This window comes from Polaromonas sp., from assembly GCF_029945685.1.
Classification (GTDB): domain Bacteria; phylum Pseudomonadota; class Gammaproteobacteria; order Burkholderiales; family Burkholderiaceae_C; genus Polaromonas.
Genome location: NZ_JAQSDA010000025.1, coordinates 124843 through 141674, shown reverse-complemented (window position 1 = coordinate 141674; position 16832 = coordinate 124843). Strand labels below are relative to the sequence as shown.

The 16832-nt window shown below is 62.0% G+C and carries 17 protein-coding genes; 10 read left to right on the top strand and 7 right to left on the bottom strand.

The window, feature by feature from the left end:
- Positions 1-202 precede the first annotated feature (202 nt).
- The 6 genes from trxA (at position 203) to PSV26_RS16500 (ending at position 6164) form a co-directional block, all read left to right on the top strand.
- The gene (gene trxA / locus PSV26_RS16525) at positions 203-535 is read left to right on the top strand and encodes a thioredoxin TrxA (protein ID WP_077594529.1); all 333 of its coding nucleotides are present in this window, start codon (positions 203-205) and stop codon (positions 533-535) included.
- Between the two features lie 268 nt (positions 536-803).
- Complete coding sequence (gene rho, locus PSV26_RS16520) at positions 804-2066, top strand: transcription termination factor Rho (RefSeq protein WP_096662678.1); 1263 nt, start codon at positions 804-806, stop codon at positions 2064-2066.
- A 232-nt stretch (positions 2067-2298) separates the two neighbouring features.
- Positions 2299-2580 carry a type B 50S ribosomal protein L31 gene (locus tag PSV26_RS16515; protein ID WP_096695864.1) on the top strand — a complete coding sequence of 94 codons (282 nt, stop codon included), beginning with the start codon at positions 2299-2301 and terminating at the stop codon, positions 2578-2580.
- A gap of 96 nt (positions 2581-2676) precedes the next feature.
- Positions 2677-4446, top strand: a complete 1770-nt coding sequence (locus PSV26_RS16510) for a hypothetical protein (protein WP_300572214.1) — start codon at positions 2677-2679, stop codon at positions 4444-4446.
- A 126-nt stretch (positions 4447-4572) separates the two neighbouring features.
- Positions 4573-5247 carry a GNAT family N-acetyltransferase gene (locus PSV26_RS16505; protein ID WP_300572212.1) on the top strand — a complete coding sequence of 225 codons (675 nt, stop codon included), beginning with the start codon at positions 4573-4575 and terminating at the stop codon, positions 5245-5247.
- Positions 5244-6164 carry a carbon-nitrogen hydrolase family protein gene (locus tag PSV26_RS16500; RefSeq protein ID WP_300520143.1) on the top strand — a complete coding sequence of 307 codons (921 nt, stop codon included), beginning with the start codon at positions 5244-5246 and terminating at the stop codon, positions 6162-6164. The genes PSV26_RS16505 and PSV26_RS16500 overlap by 4 nt, the downstream gene beginning before the upstream one ends.
- A 33-nt stretch (positions 6165-6197) precedes the next feature.
- Here the strand turns inward: PSV26_RS16500 and phoR are convergent, their stop codons facing one another.
- From phoR to pstS, 7 genes are all read right to left on the bottom strand, one after another.
- Complete coding sequence (gene phoR / locus PSV26_RS16495; RefSeq protein ID WP_300572210.1) at positions 6198-7541, bottom strand: phosphate regulon sensor histidine kinase PhoR; 1344 nt, start codon at positions 7539-7541, stop codon at positions 6198-6200.
- Positions 7538-8263, bottom strand: coding sequence for a phosphate regulon transcriptional regulator PhoB (gene phoB / locus PSV26_RS16490; RefSeq protein WP_300520139.1), 726 nt, complete (start codon positions 8261-8263; stop codon positions 7538-7540). Before phoB ends, phoR begins: the two co-directional genes overlap by 4 nt.
- Before the next feature lie 16 nt (positions 8264-8279).
- The gene (gene phoU, locus PSV26_RS16485) at positions 8280-8981 is read right to left on the bottom strand and encodes a phosphate signaling complex protein PhoU (RefSeq protein ID WP_300520136.1); all 702 of its coding nucleotides are present in this window, start codon (positions 8979-8981) and stop codon (positions 8280-8282) included.
- Between the two features lie 20 nt (positions 8982-9001).
- Complete coding sequence (gene pstB, locus PSV26_RS16480) at positions 9002-9784, bottom strand: phosphate ABC transporter ATP-binding protein PstB (protein WP_300572208.1); 783 nt, start codon at positions 9782-9784, stop codon at positions 9002-9004.
- 12 nt (positions 9785-9796) lie between these two features.
- Entirely contained in the window at positions 9797-10672 is an 876-nt protein-coding gene (gene pstA / locus PSV26_RS16475; RefSeq protein WP_300520133.1) for a phosphate ABC transporter permease PstA, read from the bottom strand.
- Positions 10669-11634 (bottom strand): phosphate ABC transporter permease PstC, encoded by a 966-nt coding sequence (gene pstC, locus PSV26_RS16470; protein WP_300520132.1) that lies wholly within the window; start codon positions 11632-11634, stop codon positions 10669-10671. Before pstC ends, pstA begins: the two co-directional genes overlap by 4 nt.
- A 116-nt stretch (positions 11635-11750) precedes the next feature.
- Positions 11751-12794 carry a phosphate ABC transporter substrate-binding protein PstS gene (gene pstS / locus PSV26_RS16465; RefSeq protein WP_300520130.1) on the bottom strand — a complete coding sequence of 348 codons (1044 nt, stop codon included), beginning with the start codon at positions 12792-12794 and terminating at the stop codon, positions 11751-11753.
- Between the two features lie 193 nt (positions 12795-12987).
- On the opposite strand from pstS, the gene PSV26_RS16460 reads away from it, so the two are divergent.
- The 4 genes from PSV26_RS16460 to PSV26_RS16445 all read left to right on the top strand — a co-directional run bounded on the left by PSV26_RS16460 (position 12988) and on the right by PSV26_RS16445 (position 16828).
- A complete protein-coding gene (locus PSV26_RS16460; RefSeq protein WP_300572207.1) occupies positions 12988-13470 on the top strand; it encodes a fasciclin domain-containing protein in 483 nt (160 codons plus the stop codon).
- Positions 13471-13627: 157 nt separating this feature from the next.
- Positions 13628-14773: an ABC transporter substrate-binding protein gene (locus PSV26_RS16455; RefSeq protein ID WP_300572206.1), complete on the top strand. Its 1146-nt coding sequence runs from the start codon at positions 13628-13630 to the stop codon at positions 14771-14773.
- A 65-nt stretch (positions 14774-14838) separates the two neighbouring features.
- The gene (gene ppx, locus PSV26_RS16450) at positions 14839-16329 is read left to right on the top strand and encodes an exopolyphosphatase (protein WP_300572204.1); all 1491 of its coding nucleotides are present in this window, start codon (positions 14839-14841) and stop codon (positions 16327-16329) included.
- Between the two features lie 79 nt (positions 16330-16408).
- Entirely contained in the window at positions 16409-16828 is a 420-nt protein-coding gene (locus PSV26_RS16445) for a hypothetical protein (protein ID WP_300572202.1), read from the top strand.
- Positions 16829-16832 lie beyond the last annotated feature (4 nt).

The window sequence follows — 16832 nt, the reverse complement described above, 5'->3', positions numbered from 1 at the left end:
GAGGCGGTAATCACGGGGAAGGCAGTGGGACAAGGGTCTGTGGATGAATCAGTGCAAGGAGGGCCGGAAAGCCGTAAATCGAATGATTGCTATCGGGCCGATAGCCCCTGGGCGCCCGACCCGGCCACTTGCTTTCTGCCACAATGGCTGCAACTTCTGCCCTACCTTACCGTAATCATCCCAACCAGACAAAGGAGCCGCCATGGCGAGCGAACTGATCAAACATACCACCGATGCCACCTTCGAAGCCGACGTGCTGCAGGCCTCCAAACCCGTGCTGGTCGACTACTGGGCCGAATGGTGCGGCCCCTGCAAGATGATTGCCCCGATTCTGGACGAAGTCGCCACCGGTTACGACGGCCGCCTGCAGATCGCCAAGATGAATGTGGACGAAAACCGCGACATCCCAGCCAAGTTCGGCATTCGCGGCATCCCGACGCTGATGCTGTTCAAGGACGGCCAGCTGGCCGCCACCAAGGTCGGCGCCATGAGCAAGGCGCAGCTGACCGCCTTCATCGACCAGCAACTGGCCTGACCGGCCTTGTTCCCGGCCGCCGGCAAGCTGTCCCTGCACAGCCTGCCGGCGCCCCCTCCGGCATGAAGCGGCTCGCCAGGACCGGCTCCCGCACCTCCCCCGCCCCGATAGACGCCCCCAATTTCCTGTCATAATGTCCCTGTTCGCTGTCCGGCTACCGCCGGCCGGTTCGAGTTCCCGGTTTGTGAAGCGCCTCTAGCTTCCTTTCAGACCTCCCCCGTTTTTTATCTGAACTCCGCGAGGAGTTGACTTCACGCAAGGTTTCCCCATGCACTTAAATGAACTCAAGGCACTGCACGTGTCTGAAGTCCTCAAGCAGGCCGAAGAGCTTGAGATCGAAAACACCGGCCGCATGCGCAAGCAGGAGCTGATGTTCGCGATCATCAAGAAGCGCTCCAAAACGGGGGAAACCATCGTCGCCGACGGCGTGCTCGAAGTGCTGCCCGACGGTTTCGGCTTCCTGCGGGCGCCGGACTCCAGCTACACCGCGTCCACCGACGACATCTACATCAGCCCGAGCCAGATCCGCCGTTTCAACCTGCACACCGGCGACATGATCGAAGGCGAAGTGCGCACCCCGAAGGACGGCGAGCGCTACTTTGCCCTGAACAAGCTCGACAAGGTCAACGACGGCGCGCCGGAAGCCAACAAGCACAAGGTGATGTTCGAAAACCTGACGCCGCTGTTCCCGCGCGAACAGTTCAAGCTCGAGCGCGACATCAAGGGTGAAGAAAACCTGACCAGCCGGATCATCGACATCATCGCCCCCATCGGCAAGGGCCAGCGTGCCCTGCTGGTGGCGCCGCCCAAGTCCGGCAAGACCGTAATGATGCAGAACATCGCCCACGCCATCACCGCCAACTACCCCGAAGTGGTCATGATGGTGCTGCTGGTCGACGAGCGCCCTGAAGAGGTCACCGAGATGCAGCGCAGCGTGCGCGGCGAAGTGATCTCGTCGACCTTCGACGAGCCTGCCGCGCGCCACGTGCATGTGGCCGAAATGGTGATCGAGCGCGCCAAGCGCCTGGTCGAACTCGGTAAAGACGTGGTGATCCTGCTGGACTCGATCACCCGCCTGGCCCGTGCCTACAACAATGTACTGCCCTCGTCGGGCAAGGTCCTGACCGGCGGTGTGGACGCCAACGCGCTGCAGCGCCCGAAACGTTTCTTCGGCGCCGCGCGCAAGATCGAGGAAGGCGGCAGCCTGACCATCATCGGCACCGCGCTGGTGGATACCGGCAGCCGCATGGACGAGGTGATCTTTGAGGAATTCAAGGGCACCGGCAACTGCGAGATCCACCTGGACCGTCGCCTTTACGAAAAACGCGTGTTCCCGGCAATTCACCTGAACCGCAGCGGCACCCGCAAGGAAGAGCTGCTGCTGGCCCCGGAAATCCTGCAGAAATCGCGGATTCTGCGCCAGTTCATGTACAACATGGACGAAATCGAGTCCATGGAGCTGATGCTCAAGAACATGAAAGCCACCAAGAACAACCACGAGTTCTTTGACATGATGCGAAGGGGTGGGTAACCCCCCGCAGCCGCTCTACAGCGTATAGCCCACTGACCGGATTGGTCCGGCCGGGGCCGCGGAACCGGCTTCGCCGGGCCGCAGGCGCAGCGCCCCCTCGGGGGGCAGCGTTTACACGCAGCGAAAAAGCGTGGGGGCATCGTAAGTGCTTGATTTCATGTCATAATGCGAGGCTTCACGGAAAGTGCTCAGAACGGTTTTGAGTGGCTCCCGAAACGAACAAGGAAAGATCATGAAAGAAGGCATTCACCCCAATTACCGCGAAGTTTGTTTCCTGGACATGTCCAACAACTTCAAGTTTGTGACCCGCTCCTGCGCCAACACCAAAGAAATGGTGAAGATGGAAGACGGCCGCGAACTGCCGCTGTACAAGCTTGATACGTCCAGCGAGTCGCATCCCTTCTACACTGGCACACAAAAATCGGTGGACAACATGGGCGGCCGCGTCGAGAAATTCCGCAACCGTTTTGGCAAGACCGCTGCCAAAGACGCTGCAGCACCTGCTGCCGAGTAAGCTGCAAAACTGCTCCGGCCTCACGAAAAAGCAGCCTGAACCTCAGGCTGCTTTTTTTTGCTCCAAAATCAGGCCTTTCGCCCAGCCTGACCTCCCTTGAACAAACCCTCACCCGCCATCATTGCCCAGTCCGCAGTTCGCCGGTTGCCCCGGCTCGCGTTGCTGCTGTTCTGCCTGGCCTATGTCTTGCCGGGCTTCCTGGGACGCGGTCCCTGGAAAAACGCCGACATTGCAGCCTTTGGCACCATGCGCGAACTGGCCGCCGGCAACACCAGCTGGCTGCATCCACTGCTGCTGGGGCAGGTCGGCGAGTTTGAAGCGCTTGCACCCTACTGGATGGGCGCCTTGGCGATCAAGGCCCTGCCCTTTCTCGACCCGGCTTCCGCGGCACGGATACCGTTCGGCCTGCTGCTGGCGCTGACGCTGCTGTGCACCTGGTACGCCGTTTACTACTTGGCGCGCAGCCCGCAGGCCCAGCCCGTGGCATTTGCCTTTGGCGGGGAAGCCAGCCCGGTTGATTACGCCCGGGCCATTGCCGATGCCGCCCTGCTGGCACTGATCGCCAGTCTCGGCCTGGCACAGCTCTCGCACGAAACCACCCCGGCCCTGGCGCAGCTCGGTTTCACGGCGCTGGTTTTTTACGCGGTGGCGGCCAGTGCCTACCGCAACGCCTGGAAAGTGATGGGACCGGCTCTGGGGCTGGGGGTTGGCCTGGCCGGCCTGGCCCTGAGCGGCGCACCCACGGTGGCAGCCCTCCTGGGCGCCGGCAGCACGCTGGTGGCATGGGGCAACGCACAAAGCGCCCGGCCAGACAACAACCCTACCCATGCCTGGCGCTGGGTGCTGCTGACGGGGGCTCTCACCCTCGCGGTGGCAGCCCTGTCCTGGAGGCTGGATCTCTGGCGCTGGCGCATCGAAATTCCCGGCCTGGAAAGTCCGGCAGACCGCAAGGAATGGCGCAGCCTGGCACGTTTGCTGGTCTGGTTCACCTGGCCCGCCTGGCCGCTGGCTGCCTGGACCTTGTGGCGCTGGCGCCGGCAGCTGACCAGTCGGCATGTGGCTCTGCCCCTGTGGTTTGCGCTGGTGGCGCTGGCCGCCACCGTCACCACCACCGCGACGGACCGCAGCCTGCTGCTGAGCCTGCCGCCGCTGGCGGCCTTGGCCGCCTTTGCCCTGCCCACGCTCAAGCGCAGCGTGGCCTCGCTGATTGACTGGTTCACGCTGCTGTTTTTCACCGGCTGCGCCATCATCATCTGGGTGATCTGGATAGCCATGCAGACCGGCATGCCCAGGCAGCCTGCTGCCAACGTCGCCAAGCTGGCGCCTGGTTTTGAGCCCAGCTTTTCCTGGCTCGCCTTTCTGGCTGCAGCGTTGGCCACCCTGGCCTGGGCCTGGCTGGTCAGGTGGCGGGCCGGCCGCCAGCGTGCGGCAGTATGGAAATCCATGGTCCTGCCCGCCGGCGGCGCCACGCTGTGCTGGCTGCTGCTGATGACGCTGTGGCTGCCGCTGCTCGACTACGCGCGCAGCTACGCGCCGCTGTCGCGACAGGTCGCAGCACGCGTCGAGCCCGGCGCCTGCGTCGAGGTGTACGGTCTGAATTCTGCCCAGGTTGCCGCCTTTCAATACCATGGGCAACTCCAGCTGCGTCGGGCCGGCGCGAAGGCGGTCTGCCCCTACCTGGTGGTCGATGCGGACGCCCAGGACACGCTCAGCCAAACCGTGGACATGCCCGAGTGGGCCTACCTGGCCACCCTGCGCCGGCCCACCGACAAAAACGAAAACGTGGCGCTGTATAAACGAGTCAGCGTGGCGGCCTCCGGCCCGGCTGCAGACCCGGGCCAGGCACCAGGCCGACAGCAACCTTAGAAGGTCAGTCGCTCCCGCGGCGGAAAGACAGGCGCGAGACACGGCGCGGGCAATGCCGCTTTTCTCCTACGGCCGTTTGCGGCAAGACGCTCTGGCGAAGGCATGGCCCGAAAAGGACAATGACATATGACCAAATTATCCGTTCGTCCGACCTCCCCCGCAGACATTGACGCCCTGCTGAAGCTGCAAGCGCATGTCTACCCCACCATCGCTCCCTGGCGGCGCGACCAGCTTGCCCATCAACTGGACCTGTTCCCTGAAGGACAGCTGGTCGCCACACTGGACCAGCGCATTGTGGGCTGCGCCAGTTCGCTGGTGATCGCGTGGGACGAATGGGCAGACGAACACACCTGGTCCCAGATCACGGCCGCAGGCACCTTCAACACACACAACCCGGCAGGATTCACCCTGTACGGTGCTGAAGTTTTCGTCGACCCGCGCCTGCGTGGCAAACGGGTAGGTCACGCCCTTTATGAAGGCCGGCGCCGCATTTGCCGGCAACTCAACCTCCGGCGAATCATTGCCTGCGGCAGGCTGCCGGGGTACAGCGTTGTCGCCCAGCAGATGTCGATAGAACTCTATGCAAAAAAAACGCTGTGGGGCGACTTTGTGGACCCTGTCCTGAGCTTTCAGCTGCGTGAAGGATTCCGCTACTGCGGCATCATGGAAAACTACCTGCCCGAAGACAGCGAATCCCTCGGTCATGCCGCACTGATCGCCTGGGTCAACCCGGACTACGACCCCGCGAGAAAACCCACCCTGCAGTTGGCCGCGGCCCTGCAGGAGGAGGCAAGAGCATGAGCAACACCGACCTCGCGCGCGAACCCGCACACAAGCCCCAGCAGACCACGGTACGCATCGCCGCCGTTCAGTACCTGCTGCGCGCCATCAGCGACTGGGACGGTTTTGAGAACCAGGTCCGCTTCGTGATGAAGGCCGCCGGTGATTACAAACCGCAGTTCGTGATGTTTCCCGAAATTTTCACCACGCAGCTGCTGTCCTTCATGGACACGAGTGACCTGCGTCGTGCCGTGCGGGAAATGGACAGCTACACCGACCGCTACGTTGCCTTGTTCACCGAGCTCGCAGCCCATTGGGGTGTCCACATCATCGGCGGCAGCCACCCAACCATCACCAATGGACGCCTGCTCAACACCGCCTACCTTTTCACGCCCGGCGGCAAGGTGTTTACCCAGGACAAGATCCACCTGACGCGCTGGGAGAAGGAAAAATGGAAAGGGGACCCGGGCAATGAGCTGAAGGTGTTTGAAACGCCGTACGGGCGCATCAGCATCCTGATCTGCTATGACATCGAATTTCCCGAACTCTCCAGAAAGGTGTGCGAACAGGGGGCTGACATTATTTTTGTGCCTTCCTGCACCGATGACAGGCAGGGCTTCTGGCGGGTTCGCTACTGCTGCCATGCACGCGCCATCGAAAACCAGGTGTACGTTGCCGTGACTGGCACCGTGGGAAATCTCGCCGTCGAAGGGTTGGGCCTTCATTTCGGCCAGGCCGCCATCATCACCCCGTCCGACTTTCCCTTCGCGCGTGACGGCATCGCAGCCGAGGGTGTGCCCAACATGGAACAGATCGTGATTGCCGATGTGGACCTGGGCAAGCTGGTGAGCAACCGGGTCAATGGCACCACCATTCCCCTGTACGACAAGCGGATCGACGTCTATGCCAACGATGTCGAGATCATCTCCACGGTCTGACGCAGCCAGTCAGGGCCGCACCAGCCCGAGCAATCAAACGAGTTGAAGCTGGCGCACCCGGGCGGCAGGAAAAGCGATGGAAAAGCGTGAACCCTGGCCCGGCTGGCTTTCAATGCGCAGCTCGGCCCCATGGCGCTGCGTGACGTGTTTGACGATCGCCAGGCCCAGCCCGGTGCCGCCGGTTTCGCGTGAGCGGCTGCGATCCACCCGGTAAAAACGCTCAGTCAGGCGTGGAATGTGTTCCGCGGCGATGCCAGGCCCAGTATCCTGGACCTGGAATTCTCCACGCCCGTCGTCGAGCAACCGCCAGCTGACCTTGATCAGACCTGCGGGTGGGGTGTAACGCACGGCGTTGGTCACCAGGTTGGACATGGCGCTGAGAAGTTCGTTCTGCACGCCGGCCAGCTCGCAGGGAGGGCCCGGTTCAAACTCAAGCCTGTGACCCGCAGGGGCCAGCATGGCCGACAGCGAGCGCGCCTCCTGTTCGCATTGCGCCAGCAAGGCTCCCGTCGTCACCCACTCGCCGGTATCGGGCAGCGGGCTGCCCTCCAGTCGGGACAAGGTAAGCAGGTCGCTGACCAGCGTCTGCATGCGCTGCGACTGCTGCGCCATCAGGCCCAGATACCGGGTTCTCTCATGCTCCTTGAGCGGCAGGGTCTGCAGCGTTTCAATAAAGCCCGACAACACCGTCAACGGCGTGCGGATTTCATGCGACACATTGGCCACAAAATCGCGGCGCATGGCTTCCGCCAGCTCAAGCGCGGTGACATCCCGCGACAGCAGCAGTTTGCGGTCCCGGCCGTAGGCATGCAGATGCACGGCCAGCTTGATGGGCCGCGCCGGCGTTGACCGGCCGCCAGGAATCATCACATCACGGGAGAAGTTGCCCGAGCCCAGATAAGCCGTAAAAGCAGGGTCCCGCACGAGATTGGCGATGTGTTGCATCACGTCGCGCTGAGCGTCAAAACCGAAATGCTGCGCGGCTGTCTGGTTACACCATTCAATCCGCCCTTCCGCATCGAGCAGCACCACGCCGTTGGGTGAAGCCTGCATGGCCGCGAGGAATTCGTTGAGCCGAGCCTGGCTTTCCTGGTAGTGGCGATCGCGGTTCTTGAGCATGCGGCGGGTCCGGTCGGCGATCTCCCCCCACACCCCGCCGGTTGGCGCAGACGCACCGGACAAAGAGCCCGGCTCTTCAGCGCTCTGCTCGGCCCGCAACCACTTCAACAAGCGCGCGATCTGCAGGGTGTCAAGCAGTAGCCACAAAAAACCGGCGACCAGCAGCCCCGGTTCTATGCCGTCCTTGCCGGCCATCCACCAACCCACGCCAGACCCGAGCAGCAAACAGGCTGCAAAAGTTATCCAGCGATTGATCATGTCCCTGATTGTGCAGCAGCGGGCTGACCAACCGTTGTCAGCGATGTCAGCCTGTAACCGGCGCCGCGTACTGTTTCCACCATCGTCCCGGCCGCGCCGAGCGCCTCGCGCAGGCGCTTGACATGCACATCCACCGTGCGTTCCTCGATGAACACATGGTCACCCCAGATCTTGTCAAGCAAGGTGCTGCGGCTGTGTACCCGCTCGGCATGTTTCATCAGGTAGTGCAGCAGCTTGAACTCCGTGGGACCGAGCTTGAGTTCCTGCCCCTGAAAGGAAATTCGGTGCGTGGCAGCGTCGAGCATCAACTCGCCGACCGTCACGCTGTCGCTGACCGACTCCGGCGCGCGCCGGCGCAACACCGCGCGGATCCGGGCCAGCAATTCCTGAGTGGAAAACGGCTTGGTGATGTAGTCGTCGGCGCCGGCATCCAGTCCTGCGACCTTGTCGGGCTCGTCGCCCTTGGCGGTCAGCATCAGGATGGGAATGCTTCTGGTACGGGCCTGCTTGCGCAGGTGCCGCGCCAGCGACAGCCCGCTTTGCCCCGGCAGCATCCAGTCCAGCAGGATGACATCGGGAAGCACCGCATCGAGTTCGCGCTGGGCAGCAACGCTGTCGCCGGCAATCACCGGGGTGAAGCCACCGTGCGTCAGGTTCACCGCGATGAGCTCTGCAATCGCTGGTTCGTCTTCCACAATCAATATCCGCGGCTGGTGTTTCATGGGAAATTGAAGTCCGTTACTTGACGGCCGACTCGATCTGATCCATCGGGCTGTGCCGAACATCGGCGCCCTTGACGATGTAGATGATGAATTCGGCAATGTTCTTGGCATGGTCGCCCACGCGCTCGATGGCTTTGGCCACGAACAGAAGGTCCAGGCTCGGCGAAATGGTGCGGGGATCCTCCATCATGTAGGTGATGAGCTTGCGCACGAAACCGTCAAACTCCTGGTCAATCAGGTCATCTTCCTTCAGGATCGAAACCGCTGCAGCCGTATCGAGACGGGCAAACGCATCCAGCGCCTTGCGCAACAGCGCAGATGCAAGCTCCGCCGCCACATTCAGCTCTGATGCAGGCAAGGCCCGCGAGGAACCGCTTTCAATGATGGACTTGACCATGCGGGCGATTTTTTCCGCCTCGTCACCGGCGCGCTCCAGATTCGCTGTGGTTTTCGAAATTGCAATCAGCAACCGCAGATCACGCGCGGTCGGCTGGCGGCGCGCAATGATGGACGACAGATCACGGTCAATGTCGATTTCCATCGCATTGACCCGGGCCTCGGTCTCAATGACCTTGTTGGCGGTCTCGGCGCTGAACTGCGACAGCGCATAGATGGCGTGGCGAATCTGGGACTCGACCAGTCCGCCCAGTTCCATCACACGGGAGGATACGGTGTTGAGTTCGCTGTCAAACTGGGTGGACAAATGTTTTTCGGGCATGGTGCGCTCCTGGTGCCTGGTCAGCCGAAACGGCCAGTGATGTAGTCTTCGGTTTCCTTGCGCTTGGGCTTGAAGAAGAGGTCCTCGGTCGACCCAAACTCAATCAAGTCACCGAGGTACATATAGGCCGTGTAGTCGCTGCAACGGGCCGCCTGCTGCATGTTGTGTGTCACGATGACCACCGTGTAGTCTTCCTTCAGCTCGGCAATCAGCTCCTCGATCTTGGCGGTCGACAGCGGATCGAGCGCAGAGCAGGGTTCATCGAGCAACAGCACTTCCGGCTTGATCGCTATGCCGCGCGCGATACACAGGCGCTGCTGTTGACCACCCGACAGGCTGGCGCCGTTCTGGTTGAGTTTGTCCTTGACCTCGTTCCACAGCGCGGCCTTGCCCAACGCCCATTCGACGCGCTCGTCCATGTCGCTGGCGTTAAGGCTTTCGAACAGCTTCACGCCGTACGCAATGTTGTCGTAAATGGACATGGGAAACGGCGTCGGTTTCTGGAATACCATGCCGATACGGGCACGGATCAGCGAGACGTCTTCCTTCGACGTGATCATGTTCTCGCCGCCCATCATGACCTGCCCCTCGGCGCGCTGGTCGGGATAGAGCTCATACATGCGGTTGAAAGTCCGCAGCAGTGTGGACTTTCCGCACCCCGAGGGGCCGATGAAAGCCGTGACCTTCTTTTCGGGAATGTCCAAGCTGACGTTCTTGATCGCGTGGAACTTGCCGTAGTAAAAATTCAGGTCGCGCACCGACATCTTGATCGTTTCACTGCGCGCCAGGAGGGGTGTTTGCATCTTGCTTCTTTCTCAATTCTTGTTTCTGAAAAGCACGCGCGCCAGGATGTTCAGCGCCAGCACACCCAGCGTGATCAGCAGCACGCCGGCCCAGGCCAGCTTCTGCCAGTTTTCGAACGGGCTCATGGCGAACTTGAATATCGTCACCGGCAGGCTGGCCATCGGCTGGCTCAGATCACTGGTCCAGAACTGGTTGGACAGCGCAGTAAAGAGCAAAGGCGCGGTTTCACCGGCTACGCGGGCCACTGCCAGCAACACACCGGTCACGACGCCGGCCTGCGCGGCTCGCAGCGTGATGCCCATGATCACCTTCCACTTGGGGCTGCCGAGGGCATAGGCCGCTTCCCGCAGCGCGTTCGGAACCAGCTTGAGCATGTTGTCCGTGGTGCGGATGACCACGGGAATGATCAGCAGCGCCAGGGCAACCACACCGGCCCAGCCTGAAAAGCTTTTGACCTGGGCAACAATCAGGGCATAAACAAACAGGCCGACGACGATGGACGGTGCCGACAGCAGGATGTCGTTCACAAAACCGGTCAGCTTGCCCAGGCGCGTGTGGGCGCCATATTCGGCAAGATAGATGCCGGCCAGCACGCCGATCGGCGTGCCCAGCGCGGTCGCCAGCAACACCATGGTGAGCGAGCCGAAGATGGCATTCGCCAACCCGCCGGTTTCAGCATTCGGTGGCGGCGTCATTTCGGTGAACAGTGCAATGCTGAGCCCTCCCAGGCCGAGGCGAAAGGTCTCGAAAAGAATCCACATCAGCCAGAAAAGGCCAAATGCCATGGCTGCCATGGACAGGGTGATGGCGATCACGTTGACCGTCTTGCGCTGGTTGAACTTGGCCAGCCGGGCTTGCTGCGCTGCGCCGGGGCGGACGGCACTCATGTTCGGGCTCCTTCGTTTTTCTGCAGGCGCGACAGCAGCAGCTTGGACAGGCTCAGGACCACAAAGGTAATGAAGAACAGGACCAGACCCAGGTAAATCAGCGCCGCCTGGTGCAGGCCTTCACTGGCTTCCGCGAACTCGTTGGCCAGTGCGGAGGTGATGCTGTTGGCCGCCTGAAACAACGACAACGAATCGAGCTGATTGAAGTTGCCGATGACAAAAGTCACCGCCATGGTTTCGCCCAGGGCACGGCCCAGACCGAGCATGATGCCGCCAATAACACCGGCCTTGGTGTAAGGCAGCACGATCTTGAAAACGACTTCCCAGGTGGTGGCGCCCAGCGCATACGCCGACTCCTTGAGCATGGGCGGGGTGACCTCAAACACATCGCGCATGACCGAGGCAATGAACGGAATGATCATGATGGCCAGGATGATGCCCGCGGCCAGAATGCCGATGCCGACAGGCGGACCGGAAAACAGCGCGCCCAGATAAGGCACATCGCCAAAAGCGGCCTGCAGCGGTGCCTGCACGTATTTGGCCAGGATGGGGCCAAAGACCAGCAGGCCCCACATGCCATACACGATGGAAGGCACGGCCGCCAGCAGTTCGATGGCCACGCCCAGCGGCCGCCTGAGCCAGCGCGGCGACAACTCGGTCAAGAACAATGCAATTCCAAAACTCACGGGCACGGCAATCAGCAGCGCGACAAACGAGGTCATCAGCGTGCCGTAGATCATCACCAGGCCGCCGTATTTGTTCTGCACGGGGTCCCACTCGGAGGTCCACAGAAAACTCAGGCCGTATTCCTTGATGGCCGGCCAGGCGCCCATCACGAGCGCGAGGATGATGGCTGCCAGAAGCAACAAGGTGACGATAGCCGCCAGTCGGGCCATCCACTCGAAGACCAGATCGGCAGTGCGGCTTGATCTGCGCTTGGTTGGAGAGGGGGGGACTGACATGGTCGTTTCTCTGCTGCTGTATGAACTTGCAGGAAGTGTAGCTGCCACGGCAGGCTCCTAAACAGATATGAAAAAGGCGAAGCGACGCCCGTCGCTTCGCCCAGGCAGAGGTGTATTTACTTGACCGCAACGGCCTTTCCCGAACCGTCGGCGATCTTGCTCCACGATTGGCGAATGACGGCTTTCACCGAGTCAGGCATGGGAACGTAGTCCAGGTCGTCGGCCATCTTGTCACCGCTGCTGTAAGCCCAGTCGAAAAACTTCAGCGTCTGGGTGGCCTGGGCCGGCTTGTCCTGCTTGGCGTGCATCAGGATGAAGGTCGCGCCAGTGATGGGCCAGGAGTCTTTGCCTGGCTGCTCGGTCAGGATCTGGTAGAAGGACTTGCTCCATTCCGCTCCGGCAGCTGCAGCCTTGAACGCCGTGTCGCTGGGCTGGACATAACTGCCGGCAGCATTACGCATGGCCACGTGGGTTTGCTTGTTCTGCTTGGCATAGGCGTACTCGACGTACCCAATCGAATTGGGCAGACGCTGCACAAAAGCGGACACACCCTCGTTACCTTTGCCGCCAGCACCCGTTGGCCAGTTCACCGCAGTGCCCTCGCCCACTTTGGCTTTCCACTCGGGGTTCACCTTGGACAGGTAGTTGGTGAAGATAAAGCTGGTGCCGGAGCCGTCAGCACGGCGCACCACAGCAATCGCGGCGTCCGGCAAGGGCAAGCCGGGATTCAGGGCGGTGACGGCAGCATCATTCCACTTGGTGATCTTTCCGAGGTAGATGTCGCCCAGAACGGCGCCGGTCAGCTTGATCTGCCCGGCGGCGACGCCCTTGATGTTGACAACGGGAACCACACCACCGATCACTGTAGGAAATTGCAGCAGGCCGTCCTTGGCCAATTCAGCATCGGTCAGCGGCGCATCGGAAGCACCGAAGTCCACGGTTTTTCCGCGGATCTGGCGAAGGCCGGCACCAGAACCCACGGATTGGTAGTTGATCCGCACGCCAGTCGCCTTGTTGTAGGCGTCTGCCCATTTGGCATAAATGGGCGCTGGGAAGGAGGCGCCGGCGCCAGTAACGTCCTGGGCACTTGCCACGGAGGCAAAAGAAAGAGCAGTCAGGGCCAGCACGCTGGCAACGGTCGCCTTGAAATTCAGATTCATTCGTACACCTCTTGAGTTGATGAAAGATGTAAGGACTGTAGGAAGTTTGTGTGACAACCGTATGACAACCCGCCTCCACCCGTCCGGCAAACCCTGGAGGCACATGCCCACCGGAGCACGTGCGCGGCACAGGTCACGAAATTGTCATGGAACATCCCTAATATCGCCTTGTTTTCTAACCAGGAGTAACGCAATGTTTCATCGCCGTCTGATTTTGATCGCCGCCGCAGCCGCCATGGTGGCCGGTTGCGCAACCCGTTCCACGCCCGTCCCGGTGGCTGACACCATCGCAGCTACGCCATCGCTGAGCACGCTCAGCAGCCTGATCTCCAAATCGGGGCTGGCTTCCACCCTGAACGGCACCGGCCCCTTCACGGTGTTTGCCCCCACCAACGATGCGTTCAAGGCCGTGCCTGCCAAAACCATGGATGCCCTGGCAAAAGACCCGGCCATGCTCCGGGACGTGCTGACCTACCACGTTCTTGCCGGAAAAGTGATGAGCGCCGACGTCAAAAACGGCTCCGTCAAAACCGTCAATGGCGGCAGCGTCGCGCTGGCCAAGGCCGGCGAGTTTGTGACCGTTGAAGACGCCATGGTGCAGACTGCCAATATCGTTGCGACAAATGGCGTGATCCACACCGTGGACCGCGTGCTGATCCCCCCCGTCAAGAAATAATCCGGGCCCGTGTCCGGCGACAGCCGTCGCCGGACCTTCCCCGTTATTCGGGCATTTCCGGCCTCCGCCCCCACCCAGCGGGCGCGAGCCGCTACTCATTGAATAGCACTTAAATCAGACGGTGACGCCATCCAGGCTGCGCCATGGAAAAAAGACCATGCATTTTCACTCCAAGCTTCGGCGCCGCCAGATTTTGCAGGGCGCAGGCCTTCTGGCGGCGCAGGTCGCGCTTCCCGCCCTGGCCCAACCCGGCAAGCCAGCGGCCACCACACGCGCCCTGGTCGTTGCTCAGCTGGTTGACTTCTCGCTGGCACAGCAGGACGTCTCGAAGGATTTTCTGATCGGATCGCGTGCCGCCTGGCAGGACATCAACGCCCGCGGCGGCCTGCGCGGCAAGACCGTGCGGCATCTGACGCTGGAAACCGACGGCACGCCCGCCAGCGTACGCGCTGCACTGGACAAAATCAAGGACGATCCCTCATGCATCGTTCTCTCCGGTACCGTCGGCGACCAGGTGGCCAGTCAGGTCGTCGCACAGCTGTCGCAGGACCGGCTGGCCATCGCCCACGCCGCCCCCTGGCTGCAAAACTCCAGCCTCGTCATCGACGACCAGACCTTCCCGATTTTCGCGGCCCGCCAGCAGCAGATCGCGCACGCACTGAAGAATTTGTCGTCGATGGGACTGAAGGATCTCGGCGCCGTGTATGCCTCCGATCAGGACCAAGCGGTTTATCGCGCTGACGTCGAACGCATCGCCAGCAACATGGGGCTCAAGCTGCAGTCCTTTCGCGGTTCGGGCGACTTGGGCGTTCTAGGCCAGAAACTCACGCCGACCACCCCGGCTGTGCTGCTGTTTCTGGGCGGTACCCCCGAACTGGCCCAGTTCACGCAGGGCCTCGGCAAACAGGCCCGTCAGCGCTACATCGTGGCGTTGGCCGATGTGAACATCCAGACCATGATGCAAATGGGGGGTGCAAAAATCACGCCAGTCATCGCCACCCAGGTGGTGCCCCTGGTCAACGCCAGCCTGCCAGTGGTGCGCACCTATCGGGAAACGCTGGGCCGCCTGTTCGACGAGCCGCCTGTACCGCTCAGCCTGGCTGGATTCATCGCGGCCCGCTATACCCACGAGGTTTTAAACGGCATCAATGGCCCGCTGACGCGCCAGACCGCACTGGCGGAGTTCCAGCGGCGCGCCGACGTCGATGTGGGCGGTTTCCGCATCAGCTATGACGCCCAGCGCCGCAGTGCAACTTATGTGACGCAAAGCATGACCACGGCGGACGGCCGTTTGATCGGCTAGGAGTACAACCGTCAATGCGGGTGCCGCGCGAGTGCTATGCTGAGCCTCCTCTCAGACGCTCACACATGCAAAATGGAACCCGCCTGGCTGCCGTGGACCTTGGGTCCAACAGCTATCGCCTCGAAATAGGCCGCCTCGATCACGGCCAGATCCACCGTACCGAATACCTCAAGGAAACCGTGCGCCAGGGCAACGGCCTGGATGAGGAGCGCAACCTCACGCCGGAAGCCATGCAGCGCGGCTGGGACTGCCTGGCCCGGTTCGGCGAGCGCCTCGCCGGCTTCAAAAAGGGGGAGGTGCACGCCGTCGCCACCCAGACCTTGCGCGAAGCCCGTAACCGCGACGTGTTTCTGCAGCGCGCCCACAAGGTGCTGGGTTTTCCCATCGACGTGATCTCCGGGCGCGAGGAAGCGCGCCTGATCTACCAGGGCGTGGCGCACCTGCTGCCCCAGTCCGGCGAACGCCGCCTGGTCGTCGATATCGGAGGCCGATCCACCGAAATGATTCTGGGCAAGGGCCTGGACGCGGTGACCATGGAGTCCTACCGCGTCGGCAGCGTGGGCTGGTCCATGAAATATTTCCCCGATGGCCAGTTCAGTGCGAGGGCCTTCCAGACGGCCGAGGTGGCCGCCAAGGCGGTGCTGGACGAAGCCATCAACCTTTACCGCGGCGGCTGGGATGTGGCCTACGGCTCCTCGGGCACGGTCGGTGCCGTCAGCGACGTGCTGATGGCCGGGGGGTGGCCCCAGGGCATGGTCACGCGCGAAGGACTGGACTGGCTGCTGGACCGCCTGCTCAAGGCCCAAAGTGCAGAGCGCCTCAAGCTCGAAGGCATGAAGGACGACCGGCGCGCCGTGATAGGCGGAGGCGTCAGCGTGTTGCGCGCGGTGTTTGAGCTGATGGGCATCACGCAGATGCAGACCGCCCAAGGCGCACTGCGCCACGGCGTGTTGTATGACCTGCTGGAACGCGAAGAGGAAACGACCGACTTGCGCTCGAACAGCGTGCAGCGGCTGACCAGCAAGTTCGACATCGACACGGCCCAGGCCCAGCGCGTGAGCCGGGTCGCCCGTGCCCTCTTCGCACGGGCCAGCACCGGCCTGTCCGTGGCCGAGCTGGGGCGCGTCCAGCGCAAACTAGACTGGGCCGCCCTGCTGCATGAAATCGGCAGCCACATCTCGCACAGCGACTATCACAAGCACGGCGCCTACATCCTGGACAACGCCGATGCACCGGGCTTCACGCTGCAGGAACTGCACCGCCTGAGCCTGCTGGTGCTGGGCCACCGAGGCAAGCTGCGCAAGCTGGAAGCCGATTTCGACGACGAGGTTTTCGTACTGCAACTGCTGTGCCTGCGGCTGGCGGTGATCCTCAGCCATGCGCGCCGCGACCCCGACGTCCGGGGCATGCAGATCGCCAGCGCCGGCAACCGCCAGTTTTCGCTGGTCTGCCGACCGGGCTGGGCCGAGGCCTTCCCCCAGTCAGCGCACCTGCTGCGTGAAGAGGTGCTGGCCTGGCAGAAAACCCCCTGGAGCCTGGCACTCGAAGAACTCTGAAGGCTCGCGGGCGAGGGCTTGACCGGCTTTCCAGGAACGGAATAAACTATATAAACCGTTTATTCCGAAAGACATTCCAATGGCCACTTCGAAAAAAACCAGCGTCACCGCGAAAACCGGCACCGCCTCGCGCAAGGCGCCCGTCAGGCGAGCTGTAGCCCCCGTCACGAAAACGAAAGCCCCTGCCAAAAGGGCAAAAGTCCCGGCCGGCCCCGTCAAGAAAAAGGCCGTCGCGCCAGTGTCCGCCACCTCACCCGAAAAAACCGCCAAGGCAAAAAAACCCAAACTGGTACGTGACAGTTTCACCATCCCCAAGGCGGAATATGGGGTGCTCGACGAACTCAAGCAGCGCGCAGGCGGGCTGAACCAAACGGTCAAAAAAAGTGAACTCCTGCGGGCCGGCATCAAGGCGCTGGCCGCCATGCCCGATGCCGCCTTTCTGACGGCGCTGGCCAATGTGCCAGCCATCAAAACCGGCCGTCCGGCAGCGTCCTCCTGAATCG

What these genes read in the sequence shown, in the direction of transcription:
- trxA (WP_077594529.1), top strand. Translation starts at nt 203, where the DNA reads ATGGCGAGCGAACTGATCAAACATACCACCGATGCCACCTTCGAAGCC.
- rho (WP_096662678.1), top strand. Translation starts at nt 804, where the DNA reads ATGCACTTAAATGAACTCAAGGCACTGCACGTGTCTGAAGTCCTCAAG.
- PSV26_RS16515 (WP_096695864.1), top strand. Translation starts at nt 2,299, where the DNA reads ATGAAAGAAGGCATTCACCCCAATTACCGCGAAGTTTGTTTCCTGGAC.
- PSV26_RS16505 (WP_300572212.1), top strand. Translation starts at nt 4,573, where the DNA reads ATGACCAAATTATCCGTTCGTCCGACCTCCCCCGCAGACATTGACGCC.
- PSV26_RS16500 (WP_300520143.1), top strand. Translation starts at nt 5,244, where the DNA reads ATGAGCAACACCGACCTCGCGCGCGAACCCGCACACAAGCCCCAGCAG.
- phoR (WP_300572210.1), bottom strand. Translation starts at nt 7,541, where the DNA reads ATGATCAATCGCTGGATAACTTTTGCAGCCTGTTTGCTGCTCGGGTCT.
- phoB (WP_300520139.1), bottom strand. Translation starts at nt 8,263, where the DNA reads ATGAAACACCAGCCGCGGATATTGATTGTGGAAGACGAACCAGCGATT.
- phoU (WP_300520136.1), bottom strand. Translation starts at nt 8,981, where the DNA reads ATGCCCGAAAAACATTTGTCCACCCAGTTTGACAGCGAACTCAACACC.
- pstB (WP_300572208.1), bottom strand. Translation starts at nt 9,784, where the DNA reads ATGCAAACACCCCTCCTGGCGCGCAGTGAAACGATCAAGATGTCGGTG.
- pstA (WP_300520133.1), bottom strand. Translation starts at nt 10,672, where the DNA reads ATGAGTGCCGTCCGCCCCGGCGCAGCGCAGCAAGCCCGGCTGGCCAAG.
- pstC (WP_300520132.1), bottom strand. Translation starts at nt 11,634, where the DNA reads ATGTCAGTCCCCCCCTCTCCAACCAAGCGCAGATCAAGCCGCACTGCC.
- pstS (WP_300520130.1), bottom strand. Translation starts at nt 12,794, where the DNA reads ATGAATCTGAATTTCAAGGCGACCGTTGCCAGCGTGCTGGCCCTGACT.
- PSV26_RS16460 (WP_300572207.1), top strand. Translation starts at nt 12,988, where the DNA reads ATGTTTCATCGCCGTCTGATTTTGATCGCCGCCGCAGCCGCCATGGTG.
- PSV26_RS16455 (WP_300572206.1), top strand. Translation starts at nt 13,628, where the DNA reads ATGCATTTTCACTCCAAGCTTCGGCGCCGCCAGATTTTGCAGGGCGCA.
- ppx (WP_300572204.1), top strand. Translation starts at nt 14,839, where the DNA reads ATGCAAAATGGAACCCGCCTGGCTGCCGTGGACCTTGGGTCCAACAGC.
- PSV26_RS16445 (WP_300572202.1), top strand. Translation starts at nt 16,409, where the DNA reads ATGGCCACTTCGAAAAAAACCAGCGTCACCGCGAAAACCGGCACCGCC.